Source organism: Emticicia sp. CRIBPO (genome assembly GCF_009905725.1).
Classification (GTDB): Bacteria; Bacteroidota; Bacteroidia; order Cytophagales; family Spirosomataceae; genus Leadbetterella.
The window spans coordinates 184,622-210,552 of the sequence record NZ_JAAAKV010000003.1 but is presented as its reverse complement, the minus strand read 5'-3'; the positions used below and the strand labels follow the sequence as shown (position 1 = coordinate 210,552).

Here is a 25,931-nt window from a genome sequence, read left to right as displayed (position 1 = left end):
GGTTCAGTTTAAGTGATTATTTCGTGGCTCATAAACGCATAAAATCTCATGCAAAATTAGTTTAATTTTCAGTAAAAAAACGGAATTATTGAGAGAGGCAGACTCAGTCAAAAAAATATTTGCTATTTTTGGTACTTTATCGCAGAATCCAGACGATAAATTCATTAAAACTGAAACCATTTAGAACCCGGGAATGCTTTTTAACTCCTTACAATTCGTCTTCTTTTTCATAGTTGTTACAATACTCTACTTTGCTCTCAGACAAAGAGGGAGAGTCTGGTTGTTGCTCCTGGCGAGTTGTTATTTCTACATGGCATTCAAGCCAGTCTATATTCTTATCCTCCTGGTTACCATTCTTATCGACTACTTCGCGGGGATCTGGATTGAAAAAAGCGAAGGGAAAAAGCGAAAGTGGCTGTTGATTCTGAGTCTCATTACGAACATCGGGTTTCTTGCTTTTTTTAAATACTTTAACTTCATCCTCAGCATTTTCGGTTGGGAAAATCCTATCGAAAACTATCCGACAGAGCTGCCGATTGGCTTGTCGTTTCATACGTTCCAGGCCATGAGTTACACAATTGAGGTATATCGCCGCAATCAGAAAACGGAGAAAGATTTCATCATATATTCTCTTTACGTGATGTTTTATCCTCAGTTGGTGGCCGGTCCGATCGAAAGGCCGCAGAACCTGCTATGGCAATTTCATTCTTTCTTTAAATATAACTTCGACAACATCAAGGAAGGCCTTATCCGTGTGGCCTGGGGGATGTTCAAAAAGGTGGTGATTGCCGACAGACTCGCGATGATGGTAGATTATTGTTTTGATAACCCATCCTCGCACTCCGGACTGACTTTGCTGATTGCTACTATTTTCTTTTCTATCTATATTTATTGTGATTTTTCAGGATATTCAGATATCGCCATCGGCACAGCCAGGGTGATGGGATTCAAACTCATGGAAAACTTCGAGGCTCCCTACCTCTCCAAAAGCATTTCAGAATTCTGGAAAAGATGGCACATTTCATTATCAGGCTGGTTCAGGGATTACCTCTACATTCCACTGGGAGGAAACCGGTCGGGAGAGTTTAGACTTTACCTCAACGTTTTTATCGTTTTTATGGTCAGCGGCTTGTGGCACGGAGCTGCCTGGACTTACATCATCTGGGGCTCATTGCACGGCATTTACCAGATCATGGCCAGGTTCAGGGACAAGTACCTGCCTTTCAAACTACCCGCCATGCCGGTCCTGTCGATGATATTTACTTTTATACTCGTATCCATCACCTGGGTGTTTTTCAGGGCAAGGGGCGTTCACAATGCCAAAACTATCCTCACCAGGATTTTTACGATGGACGTCACTGAAGGGTTTACGATGCCGTTCAGCACAACAGAATTTGTATTTTGCTGGATCTTGATTCTTTTCCTCTTCCTGAAAGATATTTATGCCAGGACCATCTCCACAGAAAACACACCGATGTTCTATCTTAAGTTCTGCGGACTGGTGCTGGCCTGTTATTTCCTGGGTGTTTTTAATGCTAACCAGTTTATTTATTTCCAATTCTGATGAGAACCTGGCTGAGATACATACTGATTCTTGTTTTCGGACTGCTGTGGTTCGCGGGTTGTTCTACGGACTTTGCGAAATTGTTGTATAAAAACGACATCATCCATGATGACTACCGCTACGGTGATCTGTACCGTTTATCCAACCTGCCGCAGTTTAAAGTGCCGATAGAGAAATGTGCGGTTCCGAAAAGTGAGAGATCAAAAAACATTCAACTGGTTTTAGCCGGAGACAGCTTTACGGAAGAGGGCAGAATTGAACAGGACCATTTCGATGTAAAGGTTTTTGACCGCACCAAGGTTTTTGCTCCATATGAAGTAAAGAAGCAGGATGGCTTAAAAAGAATCCTTATCATAGAAACCACTGAAAGGCACTTCAGAGAACGTTTTACAAAACCCTGGGACCAGGTAAAACTGGTAAACCACCCGGTAACAGAGCGTAAAAAGGAATTTAAATGGACAACCGATGACTTGCTTGAGCTCAGGATTCCCTACGAAACCGAACGGCATGAGGCTGTTTTATTCAGTTCGGACCTTATGCTGATGTTTAAAGAATGGAAAGCCATGCTGAACTACAGGATTTTTGACCGGGTCAGTGAAAACGTAAAACTGAGTTCGGACGGGAAAAACATTTTTTACGGTGTGGATTCCAAACCCGGCATCAGTTCGTGTTTTGATAAAATTGAAGATAAAGAGATTAATCAGTTGGTAAACAATGTCAACACTACTTATGCCCTTTACAGGAAAATAGGTTTTGATGAAGTTTACCTGAGCATTATCCCCAATAAAACCTCTATACTCGGGCAGGACCTGGGGGTTTATAACCACCTCGTACAAAGAATTCAAAGCCATCCGGCCCTGCAGATGCCACACATCGATATGCTGAAGCCTTTGCAGAAAGGTGGTGAAAAGCTGTTTGACAAAGGTGATTCCCACTGGAATTGTGAAGGAAAACAAATCTGGATAAATGAAGTAAACAGGCTATTGGTAAAATAAGTCGGCTTTACAGATCCAGTAGGGTTTTCACATAAGCTTCGCGGTCATGGGCCTTGTAATAAGCCTGACCATCGATCTGCCTGTTTTGAGGGCCGGCAAGGAAATACAATATCTTTTCTTTGATCCCGGAAATAGAATACGGATCGACCAGCTCCCCTAATTTATATTTTTCGGTCAGCTCAGCTACAATACCGAAATCAGAAACAATACTCGGTTTATTATACTTAGCCGCTGTGCCGATGATCCCGCTTGAGCCAAAGAAATTGATGTTCATCCTGAGGCTGACATCACATTGCTCAAAAACCGACTCCATCTCACTGTCACTCACAAACTGATCGTTCATCACCACCTGGTATGCTTTCTCCTGTTTGAATTCACTGGTCAGTATTTTCTGAAAACCAGGAGCAAATTTTCCGATAATCAGCAGACAGACTTTCTCTGCATCCTTATCCTCCAGGGTATTGAGGGCCCTGATGATATTCTGCACATTCTTACGCTCGTCAATATATCCGAAAAGCAGGAATACGACCCTCCCCTCTTCAATATCATAGGCTTTTCTGACGTTAAACCCGGCATCATGAGGATAATCAAACACAGGATCAGGCAGATAAAAAAAGCGTTGGTGACAACGGTGATTCATCTGGTCTACCACCTTATTATCATTCAGAACAAACACTTTCTGAAGATTCCTGTTTCTCAGTGCCGACCTGATCAGCACTTCCTTCTGAATCATCCAGAGCTTGTGTTTCAGTACGTCTTTGATGGTATTGTGCTCGGGAAGCGACCTGCAATGTGGCCTGAACCAAATGCCGCTGATCTCAAAAGGACTGGCTTTTCTACCCAATGCCACCTGGTACAAATCGAGCTCCATCAGTATCAGGCGGTCAATTTCCAACCGGCTGCAGTAAGCAGAAATAAACTGCCATTGGAGGGATGATTTCTTCAGCAATTTGGATTCCAGGTCAGAAGCCGATTGCTCTGCATCTGTGAGACAGATGATCCTGATGTTTTCTTTTGCCGGATTTTTCAATACGAATTCCGGGGATTTATTGACCAGGAAGTAAAACGAATGAGGGTAATTTTCTTCTGAAAGGTAATCAATGATGTTCTGAACAAAACCGTATTTATGTCCGTCCAGTTTGATATTGAGGTCCGCAATCAGGTAATTCATATGATCATCGACAGTAAAAGCAGAAAGATGAAAGAGTAGGACGTAGCGGATTCGAACCGCTGACCTTCGCCCTGTCAAGGCGACGCTCTAAACCAACTGAGCTAACATCCTTTGAATCGTAAAGGACTGCAAAATTAATGGAGAAATCTAAAACTGCAACCCTGCTCCTGAAAATATCCTTACTTTTCAGAGCATTCTTCAATCCCTGTATACATGCTTAGACGGAATTTTGATCAGGATAATAAAGCCTATCACAAATAAAACGAGGATAAACAAGACCGAATATCTCATATTTCCCGTGACCTGGATGATAAACCCGAAAATAAAAGTCCCGATCGAAATGGCCAGTTTTTCTGTGACATCATAAAAACTGAAATAGGCGGCGGTGTTGTCTGTGTTTTCAGGAATCAGCTTGGCGAAGGTAGACCTCGATAACGACTGTATCCCGCCCATTACCAGACCCACAACAGCAGCAATCACATAAAACTGCCCGGTAGTAGTCGTAAAATAAGCAGCCAGGGGAACAGTTGACCAGATCAGGATTTCAATTCTCAGTGCGATGGTGTTCCCGAACTTTTCAGAAAGGTAGGAAGCAAGATAAGACCCGGGAATGGCCACCAGCTGAATCAGCAGAAGCGTGATGATCAGACCGTCTCTCGGGATGTTAAGCTCTTTATCAGCAAAAATCGTGGCAATGTAAATAACTGTCATCACGCCCATGTCATAGACAAAAAAGGCCATAAGGAATTTTTTAAGCAGATTGCGTTCCTTTATCTCGTTGAAAGTCTTCTTAAGCTCACCAAAGCCTTTGATCAGCCACCTGGAATTGAAGTTTTTAGGCTGGTCTTTAGGCAAAACATAAAAAGGAATCTGGGCAAACAAGGCCCACCAGATACCCACCGTCAGAAAGGCAATCCTGGAAGTAAACCCTGATTTGGAATCTTCCGCCGTCAATCCCAGCCATTCCGGCTTCATGATCATCAGCAGGTTAAACACCAGTAATAGCACGCTACCGATGTAACCAAATGCAAATCCCCTGGCACTCAGCTGGTCATACTTGTCTTCTGTGGCGATCTGTGGTAAAAATGAGTTATAAAACACAAGGCTTCCACCCCATCCGATGATGGATAAACCAAACGCAATCACGATGCTGGTAACATTCCCTTTATTGAAAAAGAAAAAATAGGCACATGAGGCCGCCCCCAGGTAACAGAATATCTTCATAAACAGCTTCTTACGACCGCTGTAATCAGCAATACCGCTCAGAATCGGATTAAGAATAACCAGGAGAATAGAGGCAATAGAAATGGTATAACTGTATAAAACGTCATTATTGACCTCAAAACCGAAGAATTTGATCAGATCACCGCCTTGCTCATTGACCGCGTTGGCGTGGTAATAAATCGGGAAAATAACGGTAATGATAACGAGATTATGAACGGAGTTGGCCCAGTCGTACATGCACCAGGCATTCCAGACCTTCTTGATATTTTTTACTTCCATTTTGGGATAAGGCTTATTTTTAGGGTAACCATTACAGCAAAAATAGTAATTTGAGGGGAAGTTTCAATAGTGGTGTCTAAAATAAAAGATACTGTACACCCCAGCCCTATTTCTTAAGTCTTTCAGCAACAATCCTGTAACCCAGGGCGTACCTTTTTCCCAGCTCACGTAGAGACGCTGTGTCGAAATGAGTAGCATCGCCTTTGTCTGTCAGGCCGGATGAGGACACGCAATAAACGTTCGTTTTTTTGCTGGCTATGCGGTGAAAAATCTCATTGATCCGAAGGCCTTCTTTATTTTTCTCCTGGGAGGTATAAAATGTCCCCAGTTCTCCTGTGATTACAGGAATTTTATCCAGGTTGACGTCCAGGTCCCTGGACAAATGACGAAGAAGGGCATAGAACTTCTCTTCATAAAGGGCTGCAGCACGCTCGTTAGAATCAGATTCACCCTGGTGCCATAAAATCCCTTTGAGTTGACCTGATTTCAAGGCCAGCACCGCCCTTTTGACGGCGTCATCATATGGCATCGTTCCAGTGGCTTTGTCTGTAGCCCCCGGCATCCAGGCATCAATAGAACTTCCGCCCACGGCACATGGAATAAGACCTATTTTACGGGGCGATGTTTTTAACAGGTCTGATGCAAAAGAAAATGCCAGTCCTGCACCCGCCACAGGTTTGTCAAAATGAAGGGGTTCTGTCGCAATGACCCACTCATTGTTTTTATTGAGAACCCATATACTGTCGGATTTTACGGGCAGACTGTCAAGTTTACCTCTGCCAGCCATATTAGATTGCCCTATAAGAAGAAAAAGATCAAGGCCTTGTTTTGTATCCTGCCGCTGAGTCTGACTCACTCCGCTATTGACACATAAAATTATCAGAAGATAAAAATACAGACCTTTCATTGCTTGATTAATTGTTTTCTTCCATGATCGCCGAAACTGCTTCCTGGATGATCAGATGCATTTTCAGAGGTTATTCCTATTGACTCATAAATATAAAATTCCCCGGGATGCCTGATTCAGAACCTTCCCGGGGAATAAATCATATTGTTTATTTTCCAAACAAACCAGCCAGAGAGTCAAGCACATTGCCACCTTGAGCAGGATTGCTTTTCTGCTTGAAAAACTCACCCGCAAGATCAGCCAAAACTCCTAAACCACCTCCGGCTGACGGAGATTCCTGCTGCTGTTGACCGCCTCCGAGAACATTACCGAGCAGGCCACCGATCAGATCACCGGCACCGCCGCTTTGTTGTCCGCCGCCCAGTAAACTACCGATCAGGTCTCCGGCACCACCACCCTGCTGGCCGCCACCCAAAAGACCGCCTATCAGGTCACCAATTCCGCCGCCTGAAGACTGAGCCTGTTTCTGCTGACCCAGGTAGCCCATCACCACCGGAGCCAAAACCGACAGGACACTGCCTATCTGTCCTGAAGAAAGTCCTGTTTTTTGGGAAAGGTTATCAGTTACATAGCCCGTGTTGTTTCCGAAGATGTGTCCTACGATCTTGTTGCCGTCATCGGCCACTCCTCCTGAGAACAGGCCGCCCAGATTATCTAAAAGGCCTCCTCCGGAATGCTGGTCAAGAGCATTGTCGATATTGGCCGCCTGGCCTTTGTTTTTGGCATTATAATTCAATGCTGCAATCATCAGCGGAACGGCCGCCGACACGATCCATTTGGCTTTGCTTTCTTCAATGCCAAGTGTTTTGGCAACGGTAGAACTGACTACTGAGCCAATTCCTCCACCGATTAAATCTGTGATGTTCATACTATTGGGTTTATATAAAAATTAAGTGAATTGAAAATACGCCTCACCCAGAGACATAATCACCGTGAAATAATAAAAAAATTTTAATATTATTCGGGAATAATCCATTATTTTCTTCCGGCTCATACATTTGAAATAAAAAAAGCGTAAACCATATGCATGATCTACGCTTTCAGCAGAGAGGAAGAGATTCGAACTCTCGATACAGTTACCCGCATACTACCTTTCCAGGGTAGCTCCTTCAACCACTCGGACACCTCTCTGTTTCAGACTGCAAAATAAGGCAAAATATCGGGCAACAAAAAATTAATTTTCAAAAATCCTGACACAAACCTTACTTAACACCATTTTAAAATCAGTTCCTTTATATCAAATCCATTTCACCGGCCAGTGGTGTTTCCAGCAATATTTTCACTTTTTCTATGTCCGGTTCAGTGCCCAGAAGGAACATCATTTTGGTAATCGCGGCCTCGGTGGTAATGTCTTTGCCCGAAATCACCCCGATTTCCTGCAGCCCCCTGCTGGTTTCATATTTACCCTGGATCACCCTTCCGCCGGTACATTGCGACACATTCATGATCACTATCCCCTGCTCTGTGGCCTTTCTCAGCTCATCAAGAAACCAAGGTTTTGAAGGGGCATTGCCCGCTCCGAAAGTTTCCATCACCACTCCTTTCAGATGGCTCAGTTTAAAAAAGTGGCTGACCACCTCCGCACTCATTCCCGGAAAAATCTTCAATATGGCCACATGCGGATTCATCTGCTCATGGACTTTCAGCGGCAGATCCGGTAAATAAGGGCGGATGTAAGGAAATTTAAAATCTATCGTCACCCCCACATCGGCCAGAAACGGGTAATTTTCCGAATTAAAGGCATCAAACTGTGAACTTTCCTGTTTTTTAGCCCGGTTTCCCCTGATCAGCCTCCCGTTAAAATAAATGGATACTTCCGGCACAATGGTCCGGCCGTCGATGCTCGAAGAGGCTATCTCCAGGGCTGTAATCAGGTTTTCACGGGCATCAGTTCTTGCCAGACCTATCGGCAATTGTGCTCCGGTAAATATAACCGGCTTGCTGAGGTTTTCCAGCAGGAAACTCAGGGCCGAGGCCGAGTATGCCATGGTATCAGTGCCATGCAGAATCACAAACCCGTCGAAAAGGTCGTAGCGGTCACGGATGATCGCTGCCAGCTCAAGCCAGATCTCGGTGGAGACATTCGAAGAATCGATCGGTTCAGGCAAAGCCAGGATACTTAATTCAAAATCCAGCCGTTGTATTTCAGGAAGGTTGTTGAGTATCTGGTTGAAATTAAAAGGAACCAGGCTTTTGACCGTGTTATCGTAAACCATCCCGAAAGTGCCGCCTGTATAGATCAGAAGTATCTTTTTTGAGTTCTGATTGATATTAAAAGTGTTGATCTGATAGTTAATCATCTGTTTCGTCTTTGAATTGCTGGTAGGCTCCTTTGAGCTCTTTGAGTGTTTTGAGATTATTCAGTTTTTCAGCCAGCTGAATTCCTTGGAGATAAAGAGCCTCCGCTTTTTGATTTTCATCCTGCTCAAAAAAGAAACCGGCAGCATGATAATAAGCGGGAAGGTACTCCGGAAAAAGCTCCAGCAGGTCAGAAAAGTACCTTTCAGCGGCTGTTTTGTCCGTTTTTTGATACTCAAGAGCCAGGGCATAATAGTTGAACGGGTCCTCCGGATTTTCCTTCAGATCATCCAGTAAAAATTTTAAACGTTCTGCTTGCATACTATTTTATTAGCTTTTACATTTGTAATTGTTATGCTTGCATAACAATTTTCTTTTCAGTGCAACTGTGTTTGCAAATATCAACATTAATCAAAACATAACCATATTATACAATGAAAATACTCGTTTGTATATCCTCAGTCCCAGATACAACCTCCAAAATTTCATTTACCGACGGAGATACCCAATTCAACAAAACCGGTATCCAATACATCATCGGGCCGTATGACGATTACGCCCTGGCCAGAGCCGTTGAACTCAAAGAAAGTTTAGGCGGAACGGTTACGGTGCTTAATGTAGGCCTGGCTGATGCAGAACCACAGATCCGTAAAGCACTGGCCATTGGGGCTGATGATGCGATCAGGGTAGATGTGGAGCCTACCGATTCTTATTTTGTGGCTGAGCAGATTGCCCGGATCGCGAAGGCTGAAAACTATGACCTGATCCTGATGGGCCGCGAAACCACTGATTACAATTCAGGTGTGGTGCATGGCATCGTAGGTGAATTGCTGGGAGTGGCTTCTTTTTCTCCGGTAATGGAACTGAGCATTGAAGGCAACCATGCCAAAATGACCCGTGAAATTGAAGGTGGGAAAGAGAAACTGGAAGCGAGCTTACCGCTGGTACTGGGATGTCAGGAGCCCATTGCTGAATGGAAAATCCCGAACATGAGAGGAATCATGACCGCCAGGACAAAACCTTTGAAAGTGGTAGCCCCAAGTGGTGAATCACTGACTTCGATAGACAAATACAATCTTCCTCCGGCCAAAGGAGCAGTTAAAATGATCCCTGCAGAAGATGCCGGGCAATTGATCAGATTGCTGCAAACGGAAGCCAAAGTATTGTAATCAGTTAAATTATCCGGAATCAAAAAACAAAAAGATCATGTCAGTATTAGTTTATATAGAATTAGCTGAAGGCAGCATCAAAAAAACATCATTTGAGGCCATATTTTATGCTTCAAAAGTAGCAGAAATGACCGGTGGATCAGTGACGGCACTGGCTATCGGAGAGGCATCTGCTGCCGAACTGGGCAAAGCCGGAAACTACGGAGCAGCCAAAGTGCTGCACGCAGGAGACAGCAGCTTGTTTCAGTCGAACATTATCGCTTATTCAAAAGTATTGCTGGAAGCGGTCAGCAAAACCGGGGCAAAAATCATCGTGACCGCCAAGTCTTCACTGGCTGACGCCGTGACGGCCCGTGCAGCCGGAGCCCTGAAAGCAGGTGTGGTGGGTAATGTCACAGAACTTCCTGATCTTTCGTCAGGATTTAAGGTCAAAAGAAGCATTTTCTCCGGAAAAGCTTTTGCCCTTACCCAGATCAGCAGCGACATCAAGGTCATTGCGATCAAGAAGAATGCCATTTCAACTGTAGAAACTTCGTCAGAAGCTGCTGTTGAGAGTTTCAGCATTTCATTGGATGCTTCGGTATTTGATGCCAAGGTAACTGAGACGGTAAAAGCATCAGGAGCTGTTTCGTTGCCTGAAGCCGACCTTGTGGTGTCGGGAGGAAGAGGAATGAAAGGCCCTGAACACTGGCAGCCACTCCTTGACCTGGCCGAAGCCCTGGGAGCAGCAACCGCTTGTTCGAAGCCGGTTTCTGACCTTGACTGGAGACCTCATCATGAGCACGTAGGACAAACGGGGGTTAAAGTAGCCCCTAATCTTTATATCGCCTGTGGTATTTCAGGAGCTATTCAGCACCTTGCGGGGGTTAACTCGTCAAAGGTGATCGTTGTCATCAACAAAGACCCTGAAGCTCCGTTCTTTAAGGCAGCCGATTATGGTATTGTAGGTGATGTATTTGACGTTTTGCCAAAACTTACAGCTGCTGTTAAAGCATTGTAAAATAAGCAATTACACTTTATTAACATCAAAAAAAACAGTTTATTAACTATAGAGGTAAAAGAGGGTAAAAAAGGTGTTGCCGTTTCGGCGGCACCTTTTTCTTTGTATGCCAGGGGACCGGGTTTTTAAAATATTTTTCAATTATTGGCCTTTAAAAACCGTTATTTTCTGCAAAATCGTTAAATTGGATTTTTATTCAACTAACAAAATGCAGAAACTCCTCAGAGAATTTGAATTGGCCAGACTAGAAGCTGAGACCAGAAGGCACTTCCTTAAAAAGTGTACGACAGGTTTGGGAGCCATGGCTTTAAATTCGATGATCCTTTCGGGCTGCGAAAGTCCGGCCAAATCTGCCGTTTCAGGCGACCCGAACCACCTGGCGGGCATTGATCCGACACTGCCTAAAGCCCCTCATTTTCCGTCCAAAGCCAAGAGAGTCATTTATATTCATATGGCCGGGGCTCCTTCCCAGCTTGAATTGTTTGATTATAAACCTGAACTGATCAAGTATGACGGGGTAGACTGCCCCAAGGAATTCCTGGAAGGAAAAAAGTTTGCCTTCATCAGGGGTGTTCCTAAAATGCTGGGCTCTATTGCCAATTTCAGCCAGCATGGCCGCTCAGGAGCGTGGATTTCGGATTTTATGCCCTATCTGCCTGAAATGGCCGATGATCTGACCTTCCTGAAGGCGATGTACACCGACCAGTTTAATCATGCCCCGGCACAGCTCATGATGCACACCGGAAGCCCGAGATTAGGCCGGCCAAGCCTGGGATCATGGTCTATTTATGGTCTGGGCAGTGAAAATCAGAACCTTCCGGGCTTTATTGTACTGGCTTCAGGCGGTAAAAGTCCGGATGCAGGAAAAAGTGTCTGGGGCAGTGGGTTTCTCCCCTCTATTTACCAGGGGGTTCAATGCAGAACCGGGGCAGATCCGGTTTTATATGTTTCCAATCCGGACGGTTTGTCAACCGATATCCGTAAAAATACGATTTCGGCAATCAACGAAATCAACAAAAAACAATACGAAGAAGTGAAAGATCCTGAGATACTGACCAGGATCTCACAATACGAAATGGCCTTCAAAATGCAGATGTCTGTACCCGAAGTGATGGACATCAGCAGAGAACCGGAATGGGTCAGAGAAATGTACGGAGCGGAAGTAGGAGCCGCTTCTTTTAATAACAATTGCCTTTTAGCCAGGAGGTTAGTAGAAAGTGGCGTGAGATTTGTACAGTTATTTCACTGGGGCTGGGATTCGCATGGAACGGACAAGAACCTTTCGCTTGACGGCGGCTTTAAAGACCTCTGCTCTGTTACCGACAAAGGAGTAACGGCTTTGCTCAAAGACCTTAAAATGAGCGGATTACTTGACGAAACACTGGTAGTCTGGGGAGGAGAATTCGGCCGGACACCGATGCAGGAAAACCGCGACGGGCAAACCCTGGCGTTCAAAGGCCGTGATCACCACCTGGAGGCATTTACGGTCTGGATGGCCGGTGCAGGACTCAAAAAAGGCGTGAGTATCGGTGAAACGGACGAACTTGGCTATAATGGAGTCAAAGACAGGACCCACGTGCATGATTTACAAGCCACCATTCTGAACCTGATGGGCTTTGACCATGAGAAACTGACTTATAATTTCCAGGGCAGGCCGTTCAGACTCACGGATGTCGGAGGCAAGGTCATTGATAAGATATTGGTATAATTTACCACACAAAACACTATAAATAGGTAACCCAAAAGAAGATTTTTGATTAAATGTTAAGGATTATTATTTTATTGTTGATAGTCACCGGTCAGGACGCTTTTTCCCAGGAAGTGCTTTGGGCAAGTAAGGTTTTAGAAAAATCCTCTGAAACTGCTGATGACAACTATAGTCCTAAACATCAGGCCGTTCAGATATTAGGCAGACCCAACGTACTTCCCCAGACCATCAGCTCGCCCTGTGCATGGCGGCCTACCGGGTCAAATTTTGGAGAAGATTACATTAAAGTGGGTTTTGAAAAAGGTACAAAAGTAAAGCAGATCGCCATTGCTGAAAACGTCAATCCAGGGGCCATAGGGAGGATTTTCGGGTACAACAGCAAAAACGAAGAATTCCTGCTTTATCAGAATGCAGAAGACGAGCCCAAATCAAGCGGCCGGCTCTGGAATATCAGCATTCCCGAAACAGATTTTGAGGTAGTAGCTCTTAAGATATTGGTGGTACATTCTATCAAAAAGGGATTTAAGGAATATGACGCTATAGGCATTTCCGGTTCAGACTCCCCTATCCGGGCCACCATCAACATTGCAGAGAAGATCCCCGAAAAACTGGAAAAAGAAAACCTGGGGACCAATGTCAATTCAAAATTTGGCGAAGTGGCCCCTATTGTTGCCCCGGATGGTAAAACGCTGTTTTTTACCCGTTTAAACCACCCCAATAACATTACCGAAAAAACCGGGAAACAAGATAAGAATGCAGAAATAGCCCAGGACATCTGGTTTTCAAAACTGGCCAAAAACGGTACCTGGGAACCGGCTGAAAACATCGGTCAGCCCATCAATAACTCCTCCAATAACGCAGCCGCGACGATATCGGCAGACGGCAAGAGTCTTTTTGTACTGAATGTTTACCTGCCCAACGGGAAATTCATTGCCGGCTTGTCCAGATCGACCAGGAAAGCCAATAAATGGAGTATGCCTGAACAGATCATTATCGAAGATTTCCAGGCCCTGGATGTGTATGACGAAAGATTAAGGATTAAAAAAACCGATACCGAATATGCCATCAGCTCAGATGAAAGTATCCTGATCATGGGATTGAGAAGGATGCAGTCTTTTGGAGACAAAGACCTGTATGTTTCGTTCAAAAAACCAGATGGAAGCTACTCCAAACCTCAGAATCTCGGCCCTGATGTCAATTCAGCGGCCAGTGAAGGTTCCCCGTTTTTAGCAGCAGACAATAAAACCTTGTATTTCAATTCCAAAGGGCATTCAGGCTACGGCGACGCTGATATATTTGTCAGCACCCGGCTGGACGACACCTGGAAAAACTGGACTACCCCGGTAAACCTGGGTCCCCAGATCAATTCACCGCAATGGGACGGCTATATTACCATCCCTGCATCAGGAGAATTCGCCTATCTCAGTTCGTCCAAAAACTCGATCGGCGGTGAAGATATATTCAGGGTCAAGCTTTTTCCTTCCATCAAACCGGAGCCGCTGGCGATGCTGAATTTCCAGTTTGCAGACATGATGGGTGGCACGGCCCTTCAACCCAAAGTAAGCCTTATGAGCTCCGATGTCAAGGCAGACTCGCTTTTATGGTCGTATGACGAAGATCTTCATGAATATAAATCCATCTTAAAACTAGGTGAAAAATATACCTTAAAAGCCTCTTTGCCAGGGTATGTGGATGTACTCGAAATCATGGACCTTTCAAAAGAAAAGGCCTACATGGAAATAAAGAAGACTTTCAACATGATGCCCCTGAAAACCGGCCAGAAGATGATTCTTCAGAACCTGTTTTTTGATCAGGGGAAATTTGAAATCAGGGAAGATTCCTACGCCGAACTGACCCGCATCATCGGCTTCATGCAGGAAAACCCTACAATTGAGATATTGCTCGAAGGACACACTGATAACCAGGGAGATATCATGCTCAACATCAAGCTGGCTGAAAACCGTGTCAAGGCAGTCAAATCCTATCTTGTAGAGAAAGGAGACATAGCCGAAAGCAGGATCAGCATCAAATCCTGGGGCCCTACCCGGCCGCTGAACAGCAACTCAACAGACGAATCCAGAAAGAAAAATCGGAGAGTTGAGTTCACCATTACGAAAATGTAGCTATTTTTGCGTACCTTAATTCATTGCATCATAGTTACTAAAACTCATCTGATAGTCAAAATGATCAAAGTCCATTTCAATTTAATAAAATTCAAAACGGCCATAGCCTCAATTTCCAATAAATGAATTCAAAACTTTTATTGATAGTACCTTGCTACAACGAGCAGGAGGTTTTAGAAAAAACCTACGAACGACTTAACAATTACATCCAGCAACTTGTTGATAAAAATCTGTTGTCTGATACCAGTAAAATCTGTTTTGTAAATGACGGAAGCCGTGACAGGACCTGGCAGATGATCGAAGAACTCTGCCGCAAAAACTCCAGGATTACCGGGATTAAATTCTCAAGGAACTTCGGCCATCAAAGTGCCATTCTTGCGGGACTACTCGAAAATGTAAACCAATACGATTGTTATATCACGATTGACGCAGATCTTCAGGACGACATCGAGGCCATTGGTATGATGGTTGAAAAATACCAGGAAGGGGCCTCAGTGGTTTACGGGGTCAGGAACGACCGTACTTCAGACTCCTGGTTCAAGAGGTTTACCGCGGAAAGTTTTTACAAAATCATGCAGAAAATGGGCGTACCTGTCATTTTTAACCACGCTGATTTCCGTTTGATTGACAACAATGTCCTGGTCGAGCTTGACAATTACCGTGAAGTTAACATGTTTATCAGGGGAATTATCCCGACGATAGGGTTCAAATCTGAAAATGTCTACTACAAAAGAGCCGAGCGTGAAGCGGGCGAAAGCAAGTATCCGATCAAAAAAATGATCTCTTTCGCCTGGGGAGGCGTTACTTCTTTCTCTACTTTCCCGATGCGTATGGTCCTTTGGTTCGGGTTCTTTAACTTCTTTGTGGCATTCGGCATCGGGCTTTTCGTACTTATCAGCAAATTTACAGGATTCACTGTGGCGGGCTGGACTTCCATAGTGCTGCCCATGGCATTTTTCAGCGGTTCCAACATGATCGCTATCGGACTTATAGGCGAATACATCGGTAAGATTTACCAGGAAGTAAAAGCCCGTCCGAGATATATTATCGAGAAATTTACGGAAACTCCCGGCAAGTCCTGAATTTCCCCGGCAATAAAAAAATAACCCAAAAAATATAATAATTACCGTTCTCTGGTCGTGGTATGTATTCAGTACGTTTAAAAGCATCGATAATCGGAGGCTTCCGGTTATTACTGCTTTCATTATAAACCCTTAATCATCCATAAAACCTGTAAAACATAATACCAGTTATGTCAATACTTAAAAATGTTAAATCCAGCTATTTTTTAGCATTGTTTTTATTCGCCGCCTTTTTTTTAAGAATTACCAACATCAACGAAAGAGGTTTAGCCGGAGATGAAAAATACAGTTTGTTTGTCAGCCAGTTCATTGTTTATGATGGTAATAATCAGTTAAATTCCGTCCGCAAACCCCATAATGAAGCCTTTACCCCCAAAGAATTCTGGAGTAAAAAAGGCACAAAAGATTTCCTAGAAGCCATCGCCCGGCTCGACAACGGAAACGGAGCCCTGTATCTCCTGGTTTTACGCGGATGGACTAAAATGGTAGGCACCACCGACGGCTGGATAAGACTGCTGCCCGTCATATTTAACCTCGCTACCATTCCCCTGATATTCCATTTTGTAAGGTTTCACTTCAGAAGCAGGAATGTAGCTCTTATAGCCTCCTTCCTGGCCACCATATCACCTTTTTTTATAGTTTACTCCCAGGTCAACAGGACTTATACACTGCTCTTTTTCCTGGCCCTGCTGTCCACGCATTTGTTCCTTCTGACGATAGACAAGCTGAAGGACGGCGGAAAAGCCACCAGTTGGCTCATTTTATATGGCTTCAGCGTGTCGGCATGCCTGTTTTGCCATGTAGCTATTTTTCCTTTGTTTTTTATACACGGACTTCACCTGATGCTTTTCCACAGAGACCTCAGGACCATTGCTTTTTTTACAGCGGCTATGCTCATTCCTGTTGCGACGATGTCGTCATGGCTGGTGCTTGACGGTGGAAAATACATGTACAAATTTGTCAAAAACAGCACAGATACCTATAATCAGCTTGCAGAAACAGCCCCTAATGATTTTCTGTCCAAATCCACCCCAAAAAATATCGCCTTACAGATCCGGCATGTGATATCCTTGATGTTTATTTCTGCGGAAGGTTTGTACAGAAATACAGTAGGTATGGTCAACATTCTCTTATCCATAACCGCTGCCGGTATTGCTGTTCTTGTTTTTAACCTGAGAAAACTTACTGCTGCTCAGAAAACAGTGATCATTCTCGTAGCCACTGTGGCTCTCTTCTCGTTTATTACGATCAATAAATTTCACTTTCTGATACTTTCATTTAACCTGACTTTACCGCTCATCTGCTTCAGGTACATCAGGACCCAGTCAGATCCGGATTTAAAGCCCAAGCTGGTATTTCTGGCTTTACTGTCCTTCATTTCTATCATATCATTGGTCGGATTCGCGTTAATGGATGGCAACACCTTCAGGATCATCACCAGGTATCCTGGCTATGCCTACAGTTTTAATCTTTGCCTGCTGGCCCTTATTATCAACTGGGTTTATATTTCGAAACCGGACTATTCTGCACTTTTCTGGACCTCCCTGGCACTACAGTTGTCAAATATAGTGTCCGTTATCTCTTCTGTTTATGACGACAGGGCACCGCACTATTTTGCAGAATACGGTGAACCGAGGATGAAAAACCCTTACATCACCATATCGAAATTCATCCGGAACAATTATGCCAAAAACGATACCATTTTCTATCCGTCGCATGGTACTTTCATCAATGATGCCGGAAAGATAACCCCGTCGGTCGTAGATGCCCAGCTTGTAAACATCTACCTCCCGAAAAACGCCGATTATATTCAGAAAATCGATTATCACGAAAAAAACAAAGTCATTCTGAAGAAATCCGATGGCAAAAGGATTGTTATTTTTGATTTTAAAGACTCCAGATACAGATACTGACAACCAACCTTAACCCATGTATTCTCTTCATGGGTAAAAAAACATAAGCGATCAGCTTTTTTATGCTTATCTCCCACATTTACAGCAGACTGCAGAATCTGCTGTAAATGTCTTTTTTTTGTTGTTTCCGTCAAGTTTATTAATTTTACCGCCGCAGGATGAGTTATATCGTTCCGGCTGTAACGTAAATCTCGCATGATTCAAACGACGCTTACAGACCAGGGCACCCGGTTAGCGAAATCCTGCACCCTAAAAAACAGACCCAAACTGACGATTATTAAGAGATGAAACAAAATTACCTGTTGGTTCTTCTGCTTCTGTTTGCATTTGGATTGAGAGTGTTCAATCTTGATAAGTACGGACTATATATCGATGAAAAATTCACCATTCTGAATGCCCACGGTATCTGTGTCGGGGGGATCAATCAGCCGGAAGTAATCTATCAGAAATATTTCACTCCCAGAGATTTCTGGCAACCTAAAACCTCAGAAGATTTTTTCAATGCCGTAGCCAGGTCCGATTTCGGGACGCACATCGTTTATAATTATGTATTAAACACCTGGGTAAAGGTTTTCGGCATTTCGGATTTCTCCCTGAGATTCCCCAGCGTTATCTTCAATGTTGCTTTGATCGCATTGGTGTACTACATTGTCAGGAAGTATCTTAAAGACACCAAAACGGCTCTGTTCGCCGCTCTTTTACTCGCTATTGAACCTCTTAACATTGCCCTGAGTCATTTTGCGAGGAGTTATACCCTGTCGTTTCTTCTGCTGATGGCCAGCACTTATTTTTTCATAGAGATCATACGTTATCCGAAAATCGATAAAAGAAAATACCTGCTGGTCGTTGTTTACGGCTTACTCGTTACCCTAAGCCTCCTTAATCACTATCTGAATTTCCTGGTACCTGTCTGTCATGTGGTTGTGTTTCTTATTTACGAAAGAAGGATCAAAAACTGGGTGCTGATGAGCCTGGCGGCCGCCTTTACAGGAGGCGTCATGTTTTGGTGGTTTACAGCCGGGGGCGGGCAGTGGTCTATGCAGTTTCTTAAAGATAAAAACGCCCTTCACCTGAAACTGGCCACCCTTCATCCTGATGAAAATCCGATGGCGGGCACGGTCGATCCAAGCACGTTCAAGAACGTTTCCATGAAAACCCTGCCCCTGTTTTTCGACCTGAACCCAGTGTCAAACGGTCTTTTCAAGGCCATAATGGGCATAAAGAACCTGGTTATTTTATCCGTTATATTCATTTTCTTTATCGTCGGAATCAGGAACGTGGAGGCTAAAAAATATACTGTTTCAGGTGCCTCTTTGCTGATTATTTTAGCCTTATCGTGGCTGTACACCGGAAAAAAATCCGGGATTCTGCTGAGTCTGCTGATCTACTTCCTGCTTTATCTCTTTGTCCGGTGGTGGCGGATCCGGCATAAGTCTTTGAGCCTGGAAGCCAGATCATTGATCATCATTTCTTTCATGATGATGTTTCTTCCGCTGATTTATATTGTAGCGGACGCCTTTAAAAGCGGTCATACCACTAGTTTGTCCCAGCGTTATATCGGGTTTTCCATCCCTTTTGTAGCCATCATCCTTGCCGTAGGCATTTCAGAACTGACTACACAGCCCCGCCTGATCCGGTATTTCATGTATGCGATCATGGCCTACCAGGGCATTAACCTGTATCATGAGCTGAAAGATCTGTATGAAGACAGATCTCCCAAGTATACTTTTGTCGCAAACCCCAGGATTCCTAATCCTTATAAAAGCATCGCCGACCAGATCATGAGCCGATATGTTAAAGGTGATACTGTACTTATTCCTTCAAAAAATGAAACGATTTACTCATCCGTCCTGAAGAAAAATGAAATTGACTTTAATGATGCCCAGAACCTGAACGTTTATTTCCCGAAAGATTCAGACATCCCGGAGAGGATTGATATAAATGAACATAATAAGTTTTATGTCGTTCACCGTGACGGCACAAAAGAGCTGATATTCGATATGCAAGGAACCAAATACCGGTATTAATATTTAACCCATGACCAAAAATATAAAAGTAGTGATTCCGGTCTTCAACGACTGGGAGGCTTTAAAGCTTTTACTGGAAAATACCCGGCAGTTATATACCAATACCGATATCAGGTTGAGCTTCCTGATCGTTAATGACAGTTCCACACTGCCTTATCACCCTTCGGCCTTCAAAGATTTTCCGGTTGAAGTCATTCACCTGATCAGGAACATCGGTCACCAAAGGGCCATAGCCATAGGACTTTCTTACCTGGCCCATAACGATGGCTATGACAAGGTGATCGTGATGGACGGCGACGGAGAAGATAAGCCTGAGGACATTGCCAAACTGGTGGCCCGGTCGGATCAGCAGCACGAGCACATTATTTTTGCAGAAAGAAGCAAGAGATCGGAAGGCCCGACCTTCAGAATCTTCTATTTTTTTTACCGCCTGGTCTTTAAGATGCTGACGGGTAAAGCCATCACTTTCGGGAATTTTTGCATTATCCCCGAAAACAAGGTTAAAAAAACAGCCTTCGTTTCAGAAATCTGGAACAATTTCCCGGGCGGCGTTATCCGGTCCAGGCTGCTTTATTCCTCTGTCCCCATCAACCGCGGCAAGCGACTGGCAGGTAAATCAAAAATGAACTTTGTTTCCCTCATTTTACATGGCCTGAGTGCCGTTTCCGTGCTTTTTGACACTGCCGCCGTCAGAATATTGATTTTTGTTTCGATTATGATAGGTTGCTCGGCGGTCGGGACTATCATCGTGCTTTATCTCAAATTTATCGCTAATGAAGCCACTCCTGGCTGGGCCTCGTCATTGATCCTGGCTTTTTTCACCATTTCATTACAAGGGTTTTTTATATCACTTTTTATCCTTTTCAATGTTTTGAATACCCGTACAAGCAATAATTTTATACCTTTGGAGGAATATGGCAGATACATAGATTACATTGAATAAAAATAACTTGAACAACAACTCTTACATAAAATCTCTCGACGGTGTTCGTTTCTGGGCCGTTTCTCTTGTTTTAGCAGATCACTGGTCAGGTGATAAACTGGGTTTCCCGGCTGGTTATCTGGGCGTTTGCCTCTTCTTCGTTCTGAGTGGATTTCTCATCACCGGCATCCTCATGGACGCCAAAAAGAAAGATGAAAACCTGGGCAGGGCCCATGGTTTCTCACTGAAACAATTTTATATCAGAAGAACCCTCCGGATTTTCCCGCTGTATTATATTACGCTTGCTGTGCTGTTTTTACTCAATATTCCGCCGGTGAGAGAAAAATTCTGGTGGCTGGTCACTTACATGACCAATAACTACATGGCCATTTATCAAACCTGGATGGGCTCAGTCGACCACCTCTGGTCTCTGGCTGTGGAAGAACAGTTCTATATTTTCTTCCCGTTCCTGGTCCTGTTTTTACCTCTTGGTAAAATTAGGAACGTACTGGTCTTTTTTATTCCGCTGGCCATCGGCCTCAGATTATATTTATTTCTTCATCAGGCTTCCTGGATCAGCTCTTATGTATTGATGCCCACCTGCCTTGATGCCTTTGGCCTGGGAGGCTTGCTGGCGTACTGGAGAAAGACCGGCAATGATAAAATGCTCAGCCTTTTCAAAAGCAACATCTACCTGGCTATCAGCCTTTTGATTTATATTTTCGTGGTACTTCTTTACAGAAATCAGGGGACCAACCATAATTTCTACGATATGGTTGTTTTAAGATTCGCTGAGGCTCTTTTTTCGGTTTTCCTGATCGGAAGGCTGTTATTTATCGACAGAGCAGCCTCAAAAGATACTTTTTTCAAGTATTTTTCTGAAAACAACGTAGCCGTTTATATCGGAAAAATAAGTTATGGTGTTTATCTTCTTCATAACTTTGTTTTCAATGAATACCACAGCGGGGCAAACCATCCGACAAGAAAACTGCTGGAACATTTAGGGGCTGTCTGGCCGGGATTCGGTACAGGAAATCTCGTGATCCTGAAAATAATTTTACTCTATGTCATTACCATCGCCATTGCTTCGCTTTCATGGTATGCCATCGAAAGGCCTGTTAATCGTTTAAAAGACAAATTCGGATACTGATATGAGTTTTGAAGAATACCTTGTTCAGAAGAAAATCAACGGAGAAGTTTTCCGCGAAAAGAAACCTGCCCTTTATGCAGAATGGAAGACTTTATTTGAGCAAGTCCATCCGGAAAGCTTTACTCTTCAAAAGAAATTTCTGATCAACAACATCCGCAGGGAATTCCTGCTTCCGGCACAGTAAGCCTTTATAAGTTACTTGCCCTGATCATATTGACTGTAAACTTCAATACGGTGTCTTCCCTTTTGAGGAAATCGTTAAAGCCATACCCAACATAGTAATCAGGTTCGATAAAAAAGCCTTTGATCCTGCCTTTGGGCTGGGCATGAACGATCTTATAAAGCGGCATATGGATTTTAATCCTTGAGTTCGGAAGCTTGAAATTGTCCCATTCTCCTGCAAAACTACCCCAGTTGGCTCCACCGGGCCTTGTCCCGATAAAAGTACCCAGGTTCATGTCATAGGCCAGTCCAAGTGTAAAAGTAGTAGCTGAATAAGAGCCTCCGTCCATCAAAAAATACAATTTGCCATCAAAATGGTTTTCCTTGTAAGGCTTGTGTTTTTTCGGATTCCGGTTCACAAGGTAGCGGTGGCGGCTGTCAAGCTTCCTGAATAAAAAGGAGGCAACAATTGGCGGACCAATGGTATAAAAAGGGAAGAGTTTGTTAAAGGCTTTCCTCCTGAACATCATCGTGTCGATCAGCTTGAAAGGTTCCGGCGAAATATACTTCATCAGTCTTGATATATTGGGAATATACCCTCCCCCATTCCCCCGTAAATCAATAATAAGATGCTTAATGCCCGTTTTCTCAATCGCCACAAAACGTTTTCTCAGCTCTTTTTTAAACCGGCTTTGGGTAAGGTCGAAATACTTTCCTTTGAGCGTAAAAGAACTGATGTCCAGCCGGGCCACCTTGTTGAGTGAATCCAGGATAACAAAGTCAAAGTTCTTCCTCAGGGCGTTTTTGTAGCGTTCCGACAAGGTTTTCAGCAATATCTTATTGGTTTCCATCGCTATTTTCCTGACAAAAACAGTATCATTGGCAGGTAGTCTGTAACTTACCGAAACACTGTCCGGCATACCATAATACCTCAGATAATAGGAGGCAAAGGCCTTTTCCGCATAATATTCCTTACTGGTCTCATTGCCGTTATCCGTACCGTAAAGGGTCTGAAGGTTCCTATAAATGTCAATCACCGGCTCCTGGTTTATCCTGACAATTTCGGACGTCCGGATGATGGTGGTATCGGAGCTGCCATTTAAGTGAACAAAAAAACGGTCTCCGAACCGGCGGACAATCAGCGGAAATACTTTCGGGTTTTTGCCATACTTATTTTTAGGAAAATCAAAACTCGTGTGCAGGTCTTTAATATCGGTAATCATGGGAGCCATTCCTGTAAAAAAGTCTTTAAAATCTGTCTCTTTTTCAAAGTCGCGGTTCAATTGCTGAAAATGTTCCTCGTACTTCAGACTGTCATTGTAACGGTACAAACCGGGGTGCAATAGCTGAAGCCTGTCTTTAAGATACCTCAGATCTTCCTTCATCTGTTCGGGTTTCAGTTTCACCTGGGCACTCACCGGAAAAACAAGAATACAGAGCAAAAACAGTGGGAAGGCCTTCTTTAAATTGTACAATTTCATTGAGTTACAGGGAATCTGATGGTATATTTTTGAAAATTACGTATTGATTTTTAAATATCCTCGAAAAAAAAAACTTCTTTTACTATCTTTGTGGTCTAAAACAATTCGTTCTTTGAACGCGTATGCTTAACAGACGCCTAATTCGTATTCGAGCCATGCAAGCCCTTTATGCTTATGAAAAAGCTAAAGGTGCCAATTTCCTTCTTGCTCAGGACATCATTGAGGAGTGCTTCGCTCCCGATCTCAACTCCATGGAAAAACAGGATAAATCCAGACTTCAGGGTTTATCAAAACTAGCCCAGAACATCTTCCAGGATGAAAATTCCTTAAAACCTTCCAACGAAGAGTTTGATGCTCCGTCAGAAGTGACTGCAGCTTTGAAAAAAGCCAGGGATTTTTTCAAGATCAAAAACAAAAAAGACTATGACAATTATAGCCTTCAATGCATCATGGATGCGGAGAAAGTCTATGATCACTATCTGTCATTGCTTAATCTTTTGATTCTGATTGCTAAAAAACATGACCAGCCAGGTAAAGACCCCGGCTATTCTGGATTACATAAGAACAAAATCATCAAGGCTTTAACTGAGTCCAAAGAGCTGGAAACCCTTACATTGAAAAGAGGGGCCAACTGGGAGAAAGACCAGGTGTTTATCAACAAGTTTTTTAACGAAGCCATTAAAAACAACGCTAAAGTTGTTGAATATTCAGCCAAAGTAAATCATACAGCCGAAGAAGACCTGGCCATCATTAAATACCTGGTTAAGAATGTTCTGCTTAAACATGAGCTGGCTTCTGAACATTTTGAGAAAGTCGACATTTACTGGTCTGAAGACAGAGATATCCTGAGATCAATGATCACGCACACCTTGCAGGATTTTCCGGATATTCAGCACATAGATATTCAAAAACTGGATGAGACCTGGGACGACAGCAGGGAATTCCTGACCACCCTTTTCAGACAAACCATCCTTAAAGACGACGAACTCCTGGAGTATCTTGTGCCGGTATTGAAAAACTGGGACTTTGACAGGATTTCTGAAACAGACCGTATCCTCCTTAAAATGGGGATCATAGAAATGATCAATTATCCGGCTATTCCGGTCAAAGTGACGATCAACGAAATCATTGAAATATCCAAGAATTTCAGCACCCCGAAAAGCGGCCAGTTCGTGAACGGGATCCTTGACACGGTGTCCAAAAACCTGGTAAAAGATGGCATCATCAAAAAGTCAGGAAGAGGAATGCTGGATAATAAATAAGAGAAAATGGTTTGGCTTTAATTTTTTTTGAGATAATTTTATTGAAAATTTATAGATATTATGAGTAATTCTTCAAAATCATTTTTTGCATTTTTAGCCGGTTTGGCAGCAGGTACGGCCATTGGAATCTTATTCGCCCCCGAAAAAGGTGAAGTGACCAGAGAAAAACTTGGTTCAAAACTTTCCCAATACAGAGAACAGCTTGAAGCTTTTATTGCTGACCTGATCGAAAGAGGCGACGAAGTGGCTCTTGAAATGGCAGGCGGAGACAGCCAGGCTAAGGTTGAAGGACAAAAAGTGGTCAATGAAGCCCGTCAGAAAGCCGAAAAGCTTCTGGAAGACGTAGAAAACCTGATGACCCAAATCAAATCCAAGGCCTGATGAAGCAATTGCTGATTTCTGCAGGTTTATTAGCGGGCATCGCAGGTATTGGTTGCTCAGGCTCCGATTCTGCCAAAGACAAAAACGCGTCAGCGATGTCTGATTCTGCCAAAATAGAGTTCGGAGAAATTTCCCATAACTTTGGAGAAATTAAGGAAGGTGAAGTCGTGTCGACCGTATACAAATTTAAAAATACGGGAACCAGGCCACTTGAAATCCTTGATGTGCAGGTCTCATGTGGCTGTACAGTGGCGGAGAAACCTGAGAAGCCCGTAGGTGTAGGCCAGACGGGTGAAATCAAAGTCAATTTCAACAGCGAAGGCAAGCCGGGAGTGAACAAGAAATACGTTAATGTCATTTCTAACGCCTCCAACTCTAATGTCGCCCTGAGTTTCAGCGTGATCGTTAATATGAAAGAAGAAGTTAAAACAAATTAATCTTAAAAAATATGGTACTCTTACAAGCAGGTGGAAGCAACTACAGCTTTTTAATTCTAATGGGCGGTATGTTTGTTGTCATGTATTTTTTCATGATCAGACCACAGCAGAAAAAACAAAAAGATCAGCAGAAAATGGTTGATGAATTAAAGCCTGGCGATGAGGTAATCACAGCAGGTGGATTGCATGGAAAAGTTTTGACAAACGACGAAACCACCATCACGATATCAGCCGGAGGCGGAGCAAGATTAACTTTCGAAAAATCTTCGATTTCTAAGAAAAAAGCCTAATATTTTTTAGTAAATTTAGGGTAATGTTCATAACGGGCATTACCCTTTATTTTTTAATCCTGAGATAAATTGTCATACACTGCCCGAAATACAAAATCGATACCCATGAAAGATGCTTTTGAATCTTTCCTGAAAACTTTTAACTTAAAATCCAAGTTCAACGAGTCGTACCTGGTCACTTACTGGGAAAAAATCATGGGGCCTTCCATTGCCGGAAGAACCGAAAAAATCTACATCAGCAAAGGTGTCCTCTTCCTTCAGATCACCTCCGCCCCCCTGAGACAGGAATTAATTCTGGCGAAATCCAAACTCATCAAAATGCTCAATGAAGAAATTGGTGAAAATGTTATCAATGAAGTAGTCTTTATCTGATTCTTTTGCTTTAT

General features: G+C 43.4%; 24 protein-coding genes and 2 tRNA genes. 17 read left to right on the top strand and 9 right to left on the bottom strand.

Annotated elements, in window-relative coordinates:
* Window positions 1–193 precede the first annotated feature (193 nt).
* Both GVN16_RS07695 and GVN16_RS07690 read left to right on the top strand, forming a co-directional pair.
* Window positions 194–1,564 (top strand): MBOAT family protein, encoded by a 1,371-nt coding sequence (locus GVN16_RS07695; protein ID WP_166563284.1) that lies wholly within the window; start codon window positions 194–196, stop codon window positions 1,562–1,564.
* Complete coding sequence (locus GVN16_RS07690) at window positions 1,564–2,559, top strand: hypothetical protein (RefSeq protein ID WP_166563283.1); 996 nt, start codon at window positions 1,564–1,566, stop codon at window positions 2,557–2,559. The genes GVN16_RS07695 and GVN16_RS07690 overlap by 1 nt, the downstream gene beginning before the upstream one ends.
* Window positions 2,560–2,566: 7 nt before the next feature.
* Here the strand turns inward: GVN16_RS07690 and GVN16_RS07685 are convergent, their stop codons facing one another.
* From GVN16_RS07685 to GVN16_RS07650, 8 genes are all read right to left on the bottom strand, one after another.
* Window positions 2,567–3,730, bottom strand: coding sequence for a glycosyltransferase (locus GVN16_RS07685; RefSeq protein WP_166563282.1), 1,164 nt, complete (start codon window positions 3,728–3,730; stop codon window positions 2,567–2,569).
* A 36-nt stretch (window positions 3,731–3,766) separates the two neighbouring features.
* Window positions 3,767–3,841, bottom strand: a tRNA-Val gene (locus GVN16_RS07680).
* Between the two features lie 87 nt (window positions 3,842–3,928).
* Window positions 3,929–5,233 (bottom strand): MFS transporter, encoded by a 1,305-nt coding sequence (locus GVN16_RS07675; protein WP_166563281.1) that lies wholly within the window; start codon window positions 5,231–5,233, stop codon window positions 3,929–3,931.
* A 106-nt stretch (window positions 5,234–5,339) separates the two neighbouring features.
* Window positions 5,340–6,140, bottom strand: a complete 801-nt coding sequence (locus tag GVN16_RS07670) for a sialate O-acetylesterase (RefSeq protein ID WP_166563280.1) — start codon at window positions 6,138–6,140, stop codon at window positions 5,340–5,342.
* 148 nt (window positions 6,141–6,288) lie between these two features.
* A complete protein-coding gene (locus tag GVN16_RS26195; RefSeq protein WP_166563279.1) occupies window positions 6,289–7,008 on the bottom strand; it encodes a DUF937 domain-containing protein in 720 nt (239 codons plus the stop codon).
* A 176-nt stretch (window positions 7,009–7,184) separates the two neighbouring features.
* Window positions 7,185–7,271, bottom strand: a tRNA-Ser gene (locus tag GVN16_RS07660).
* A 101-nt stretch (window positions 7,272–7,372) separates the two neighbouring features.
* Window positions 7,373–8,440, bottom strand: coding sequence for an asparaginase (locus GVN16_RS07655; protein ID WP_166563278.1), 1,068 nt, complete (start codon window positions 8,438–8,440; stop codon window positions 7,373–7,375).
* A complete protein-coding gene (locus tag GVN16_RS07650) occupies window positions 8,433–8,759 on the bottom strand; it encodes a tetratricopeptide repeat protein (RefSeq protein ID WP_166563277.1) in 327 nt (108 codons plus the stop codon). Before GVN16_RS07650 ends, GVN16_RS07655 begins: the two co-directional genes overlap by 8 nt.
* Before the next feature lie 113 nt (window positions 8,760–8,872).
* Here GVN16_RS07650 and GVN16_RS07645 point away from each other — a divergent pair, with 113 nt between their 5' ends.
* The 10 genes from GVN16_RS07645 (at window position 8,873) to GVN16_RS07600 (ending at window position 21,716) form a co-directional block, all read left to right on the top strand.
* Window positions 8,873–9,607, top strand: a complete 735-nt coding sequence (locus GVN16_RS07645; protein ID WP_166563276.1) for an electron transfer flavoprotein subunit beta/FixA family protein — start codon at window positions 8,873–8,875, stop codon at window positions 9,605–9,607.
* 37 nt (window positions 9,608–9,644) lie between these two features.
* Entirely contained in the window at window positions 9,645–10,607 is a 963-nt protein-coding gene (locus tag GVN16_RS07640; protein WP_166563275.1) for an electron transfer flavoprotein subunit alpha/FixB family protein, read from the top strand.
* A gap of 208 nt (window positions 10,608–10,815) precedes the next feature.
* The gene (locus GVN16_RS07635; RefSeq protein WP_166563274.1) at window positions 10,816–12,315 is read left to right on the top strand and encodes a DUF1501 domain-containing protein; all 1,500 of its coding nucleotides are present in this window, start codon (window positions 10,816–10,818) and stop codon (window positions 12,313–12,315) included.
* A gap of 53 nt (window positions 12,316–12,368) precedes the next feature.
* Window positions 12,369–14,438, top strand: coding sequence for an OmpA family protein (locus GVN16_RS07630; protein WP_166563273.1), 2,070 nt, complete (start codon window positions 12,369–12,371; stop codon window positions 14,436–14,438).
* Window positions 14,439–14,560: 122 nt separating this feature from the next.
* On the top strand, window positions 14,561–15,520 hold the full coding sequence (locus GVN16_RS07625; RefSeq protein ID WP_166563272.1) for a glycosyltransferase family 2 protein: 960 nt from the start codon (window positions 14,561–14,563) through the stop codon (window positions 15,518–15,520).
* 170 nt (window positions 15,521–15,690) lie between these two features.
* On the top strand, window positions 15,691–17,433 hold the full coding sequence (locus GVN16_RS07620) for a glycosyltransferase family 39 protein (RefSeq protein WP_166563271.1): 1,743 nt from the start codon (window positions 15,691–15,693) through the stop codon (window positions 17,431–17,433).
* A 284-nt stretch (window positions 17,434–17,717) separates the two neighbouring features.
* Window positions 17,718–19,460 carry a glycosyltransferase family 39 protein gene (locus GVN16_RS07615; RefSeq protein WP_166563270.1) on the top strand — a complete coding sequence of 581 codons (1,743 nt, stop codon included), beginning with the start codon at window positions 17,718–17,720 and terminating at the stop codon, window positions 19,458–19,460.
* 10 nt (window positions 19,461–19,470) lie between these two features.
* Window positions 19,471–20,403 carry a glycosyltransferase gene (locus tag GVN16_RS07610; RefSeq protein WP_166563269.1) on the top strand — a complete coding sequence of 311 codons (933 nt, stop codon included), beginning with the start codon at window positions 19,471–19,473 and terminating at the stop codon, window positions 20,401–20,403.
* 7 nt (window positions 20,404–20,410) lie between these two features.
* Window positions 20,411–21,532: an acyltransferase gene (locus GVN16_RS07605; protein ID WP_166563268.1), complete on the top strand. Its 1,122-nt coding sequence runs from the start codon at window positions 20,411–20,413 to the stop codon at window positions 21,530–21,532.
* Between the two features lies 1 nt (window position 21,533).
* Entirely contained in the window at window positions 21,534–21,716 is a 183-nt protein-coding gene (locus GVN16_RS07600; RefSeq protein ID WP_166563267.1) for a hypothetical protein, read from the top strand.
* 4 nt (window positions 21,717–21,720) lie between these two features.
* Here GVN16_RS07600 and GVN16_RS07595 read toward each other — a convergent pair whose 3' ends face one another.
* The gene (locus tag GVN16_RS07595) at window positions 21,721–23,175 is read right to left on the bottom strand and encodes a S41 family peptidase (RefSeq protein ID WP_166563266.1); all 1,455 of its coding nucleotides are present in this window, start codon (window positions 23,173–23,175) and stop codon (window positions 21,721–21,723) included.
* Window positions 23,176–23,330: 155 nt separating this feature from the next.
* Here GVN16_RS07595 and nusB point away from each other — a divergent pair, with 155 nt between their 5' ends.
* From nusB to GVN16_RS07570, 5 genes are all read left to right on the top strand, one after another.
* On the top strand, window positions 23,331–24,437 hold the full coding sequence (nusB, locus tag GVN16_RS07590; protein ID WP_229244094.1) for a transcription antitermination factor NusB: 1,107 nt from the start codon (window positions 23,331–23,333) through the stop codon (window positions 24,435–24,437).
* 60 nt (window positions 24,438–24,497) lie between these two features.
* Window positions 24,498–24,818, top strand: coding sequence for a YtxH domain-containing protein (locus GVN16_RS07585; protein WP_166563264.1), 321 nt, complete (start codon window positions 24,498–24,500; stop codon window positions 24,816–24,818).
* Window positions 24,818–25,255, top strand: a complete 438-nt coding sequence (locus GVN16_RS07580; RefSeq protein WP_166563263.1) for a DUF1573 domain-containing protein — start codon at window positions 24,818–24,820, stop codon at window positions 25,253–25,255. Before GVN16_RS07585 ends, GVN16_RS07580 begins: the two co-directional genes overlap by 1 nt.
* Before the next feature lie 11 nt (window positions 25,256–25,266).
* Window positions 25,267–25,545 (top strand): preprotein translocase subunit YajC, encoded by a 279-nt coding sequence (gene yajC / locus GVN16_RS07575; RefSeq protein WP_166563262.1) that lies wholly within the window; start codon window positions 25,267–25,269, stop codon window positions 25,543–25,545.
* Between the two features lie 105 nt (window positions 25,546–25,650).
* Window positions 25,651–25,917: a DUF721 domain-containing protein gene (locus GVN16_RS07570; protein ID WP_166563261.1), complete on the top strand. Its 267-nt coding sequence runs from the start codon at window positions 25,651–25,653 to the stop codon at window positions 25,915–25,917.
* Window positions 25,918–25,931: the final 14 nt, after the last annotated feature.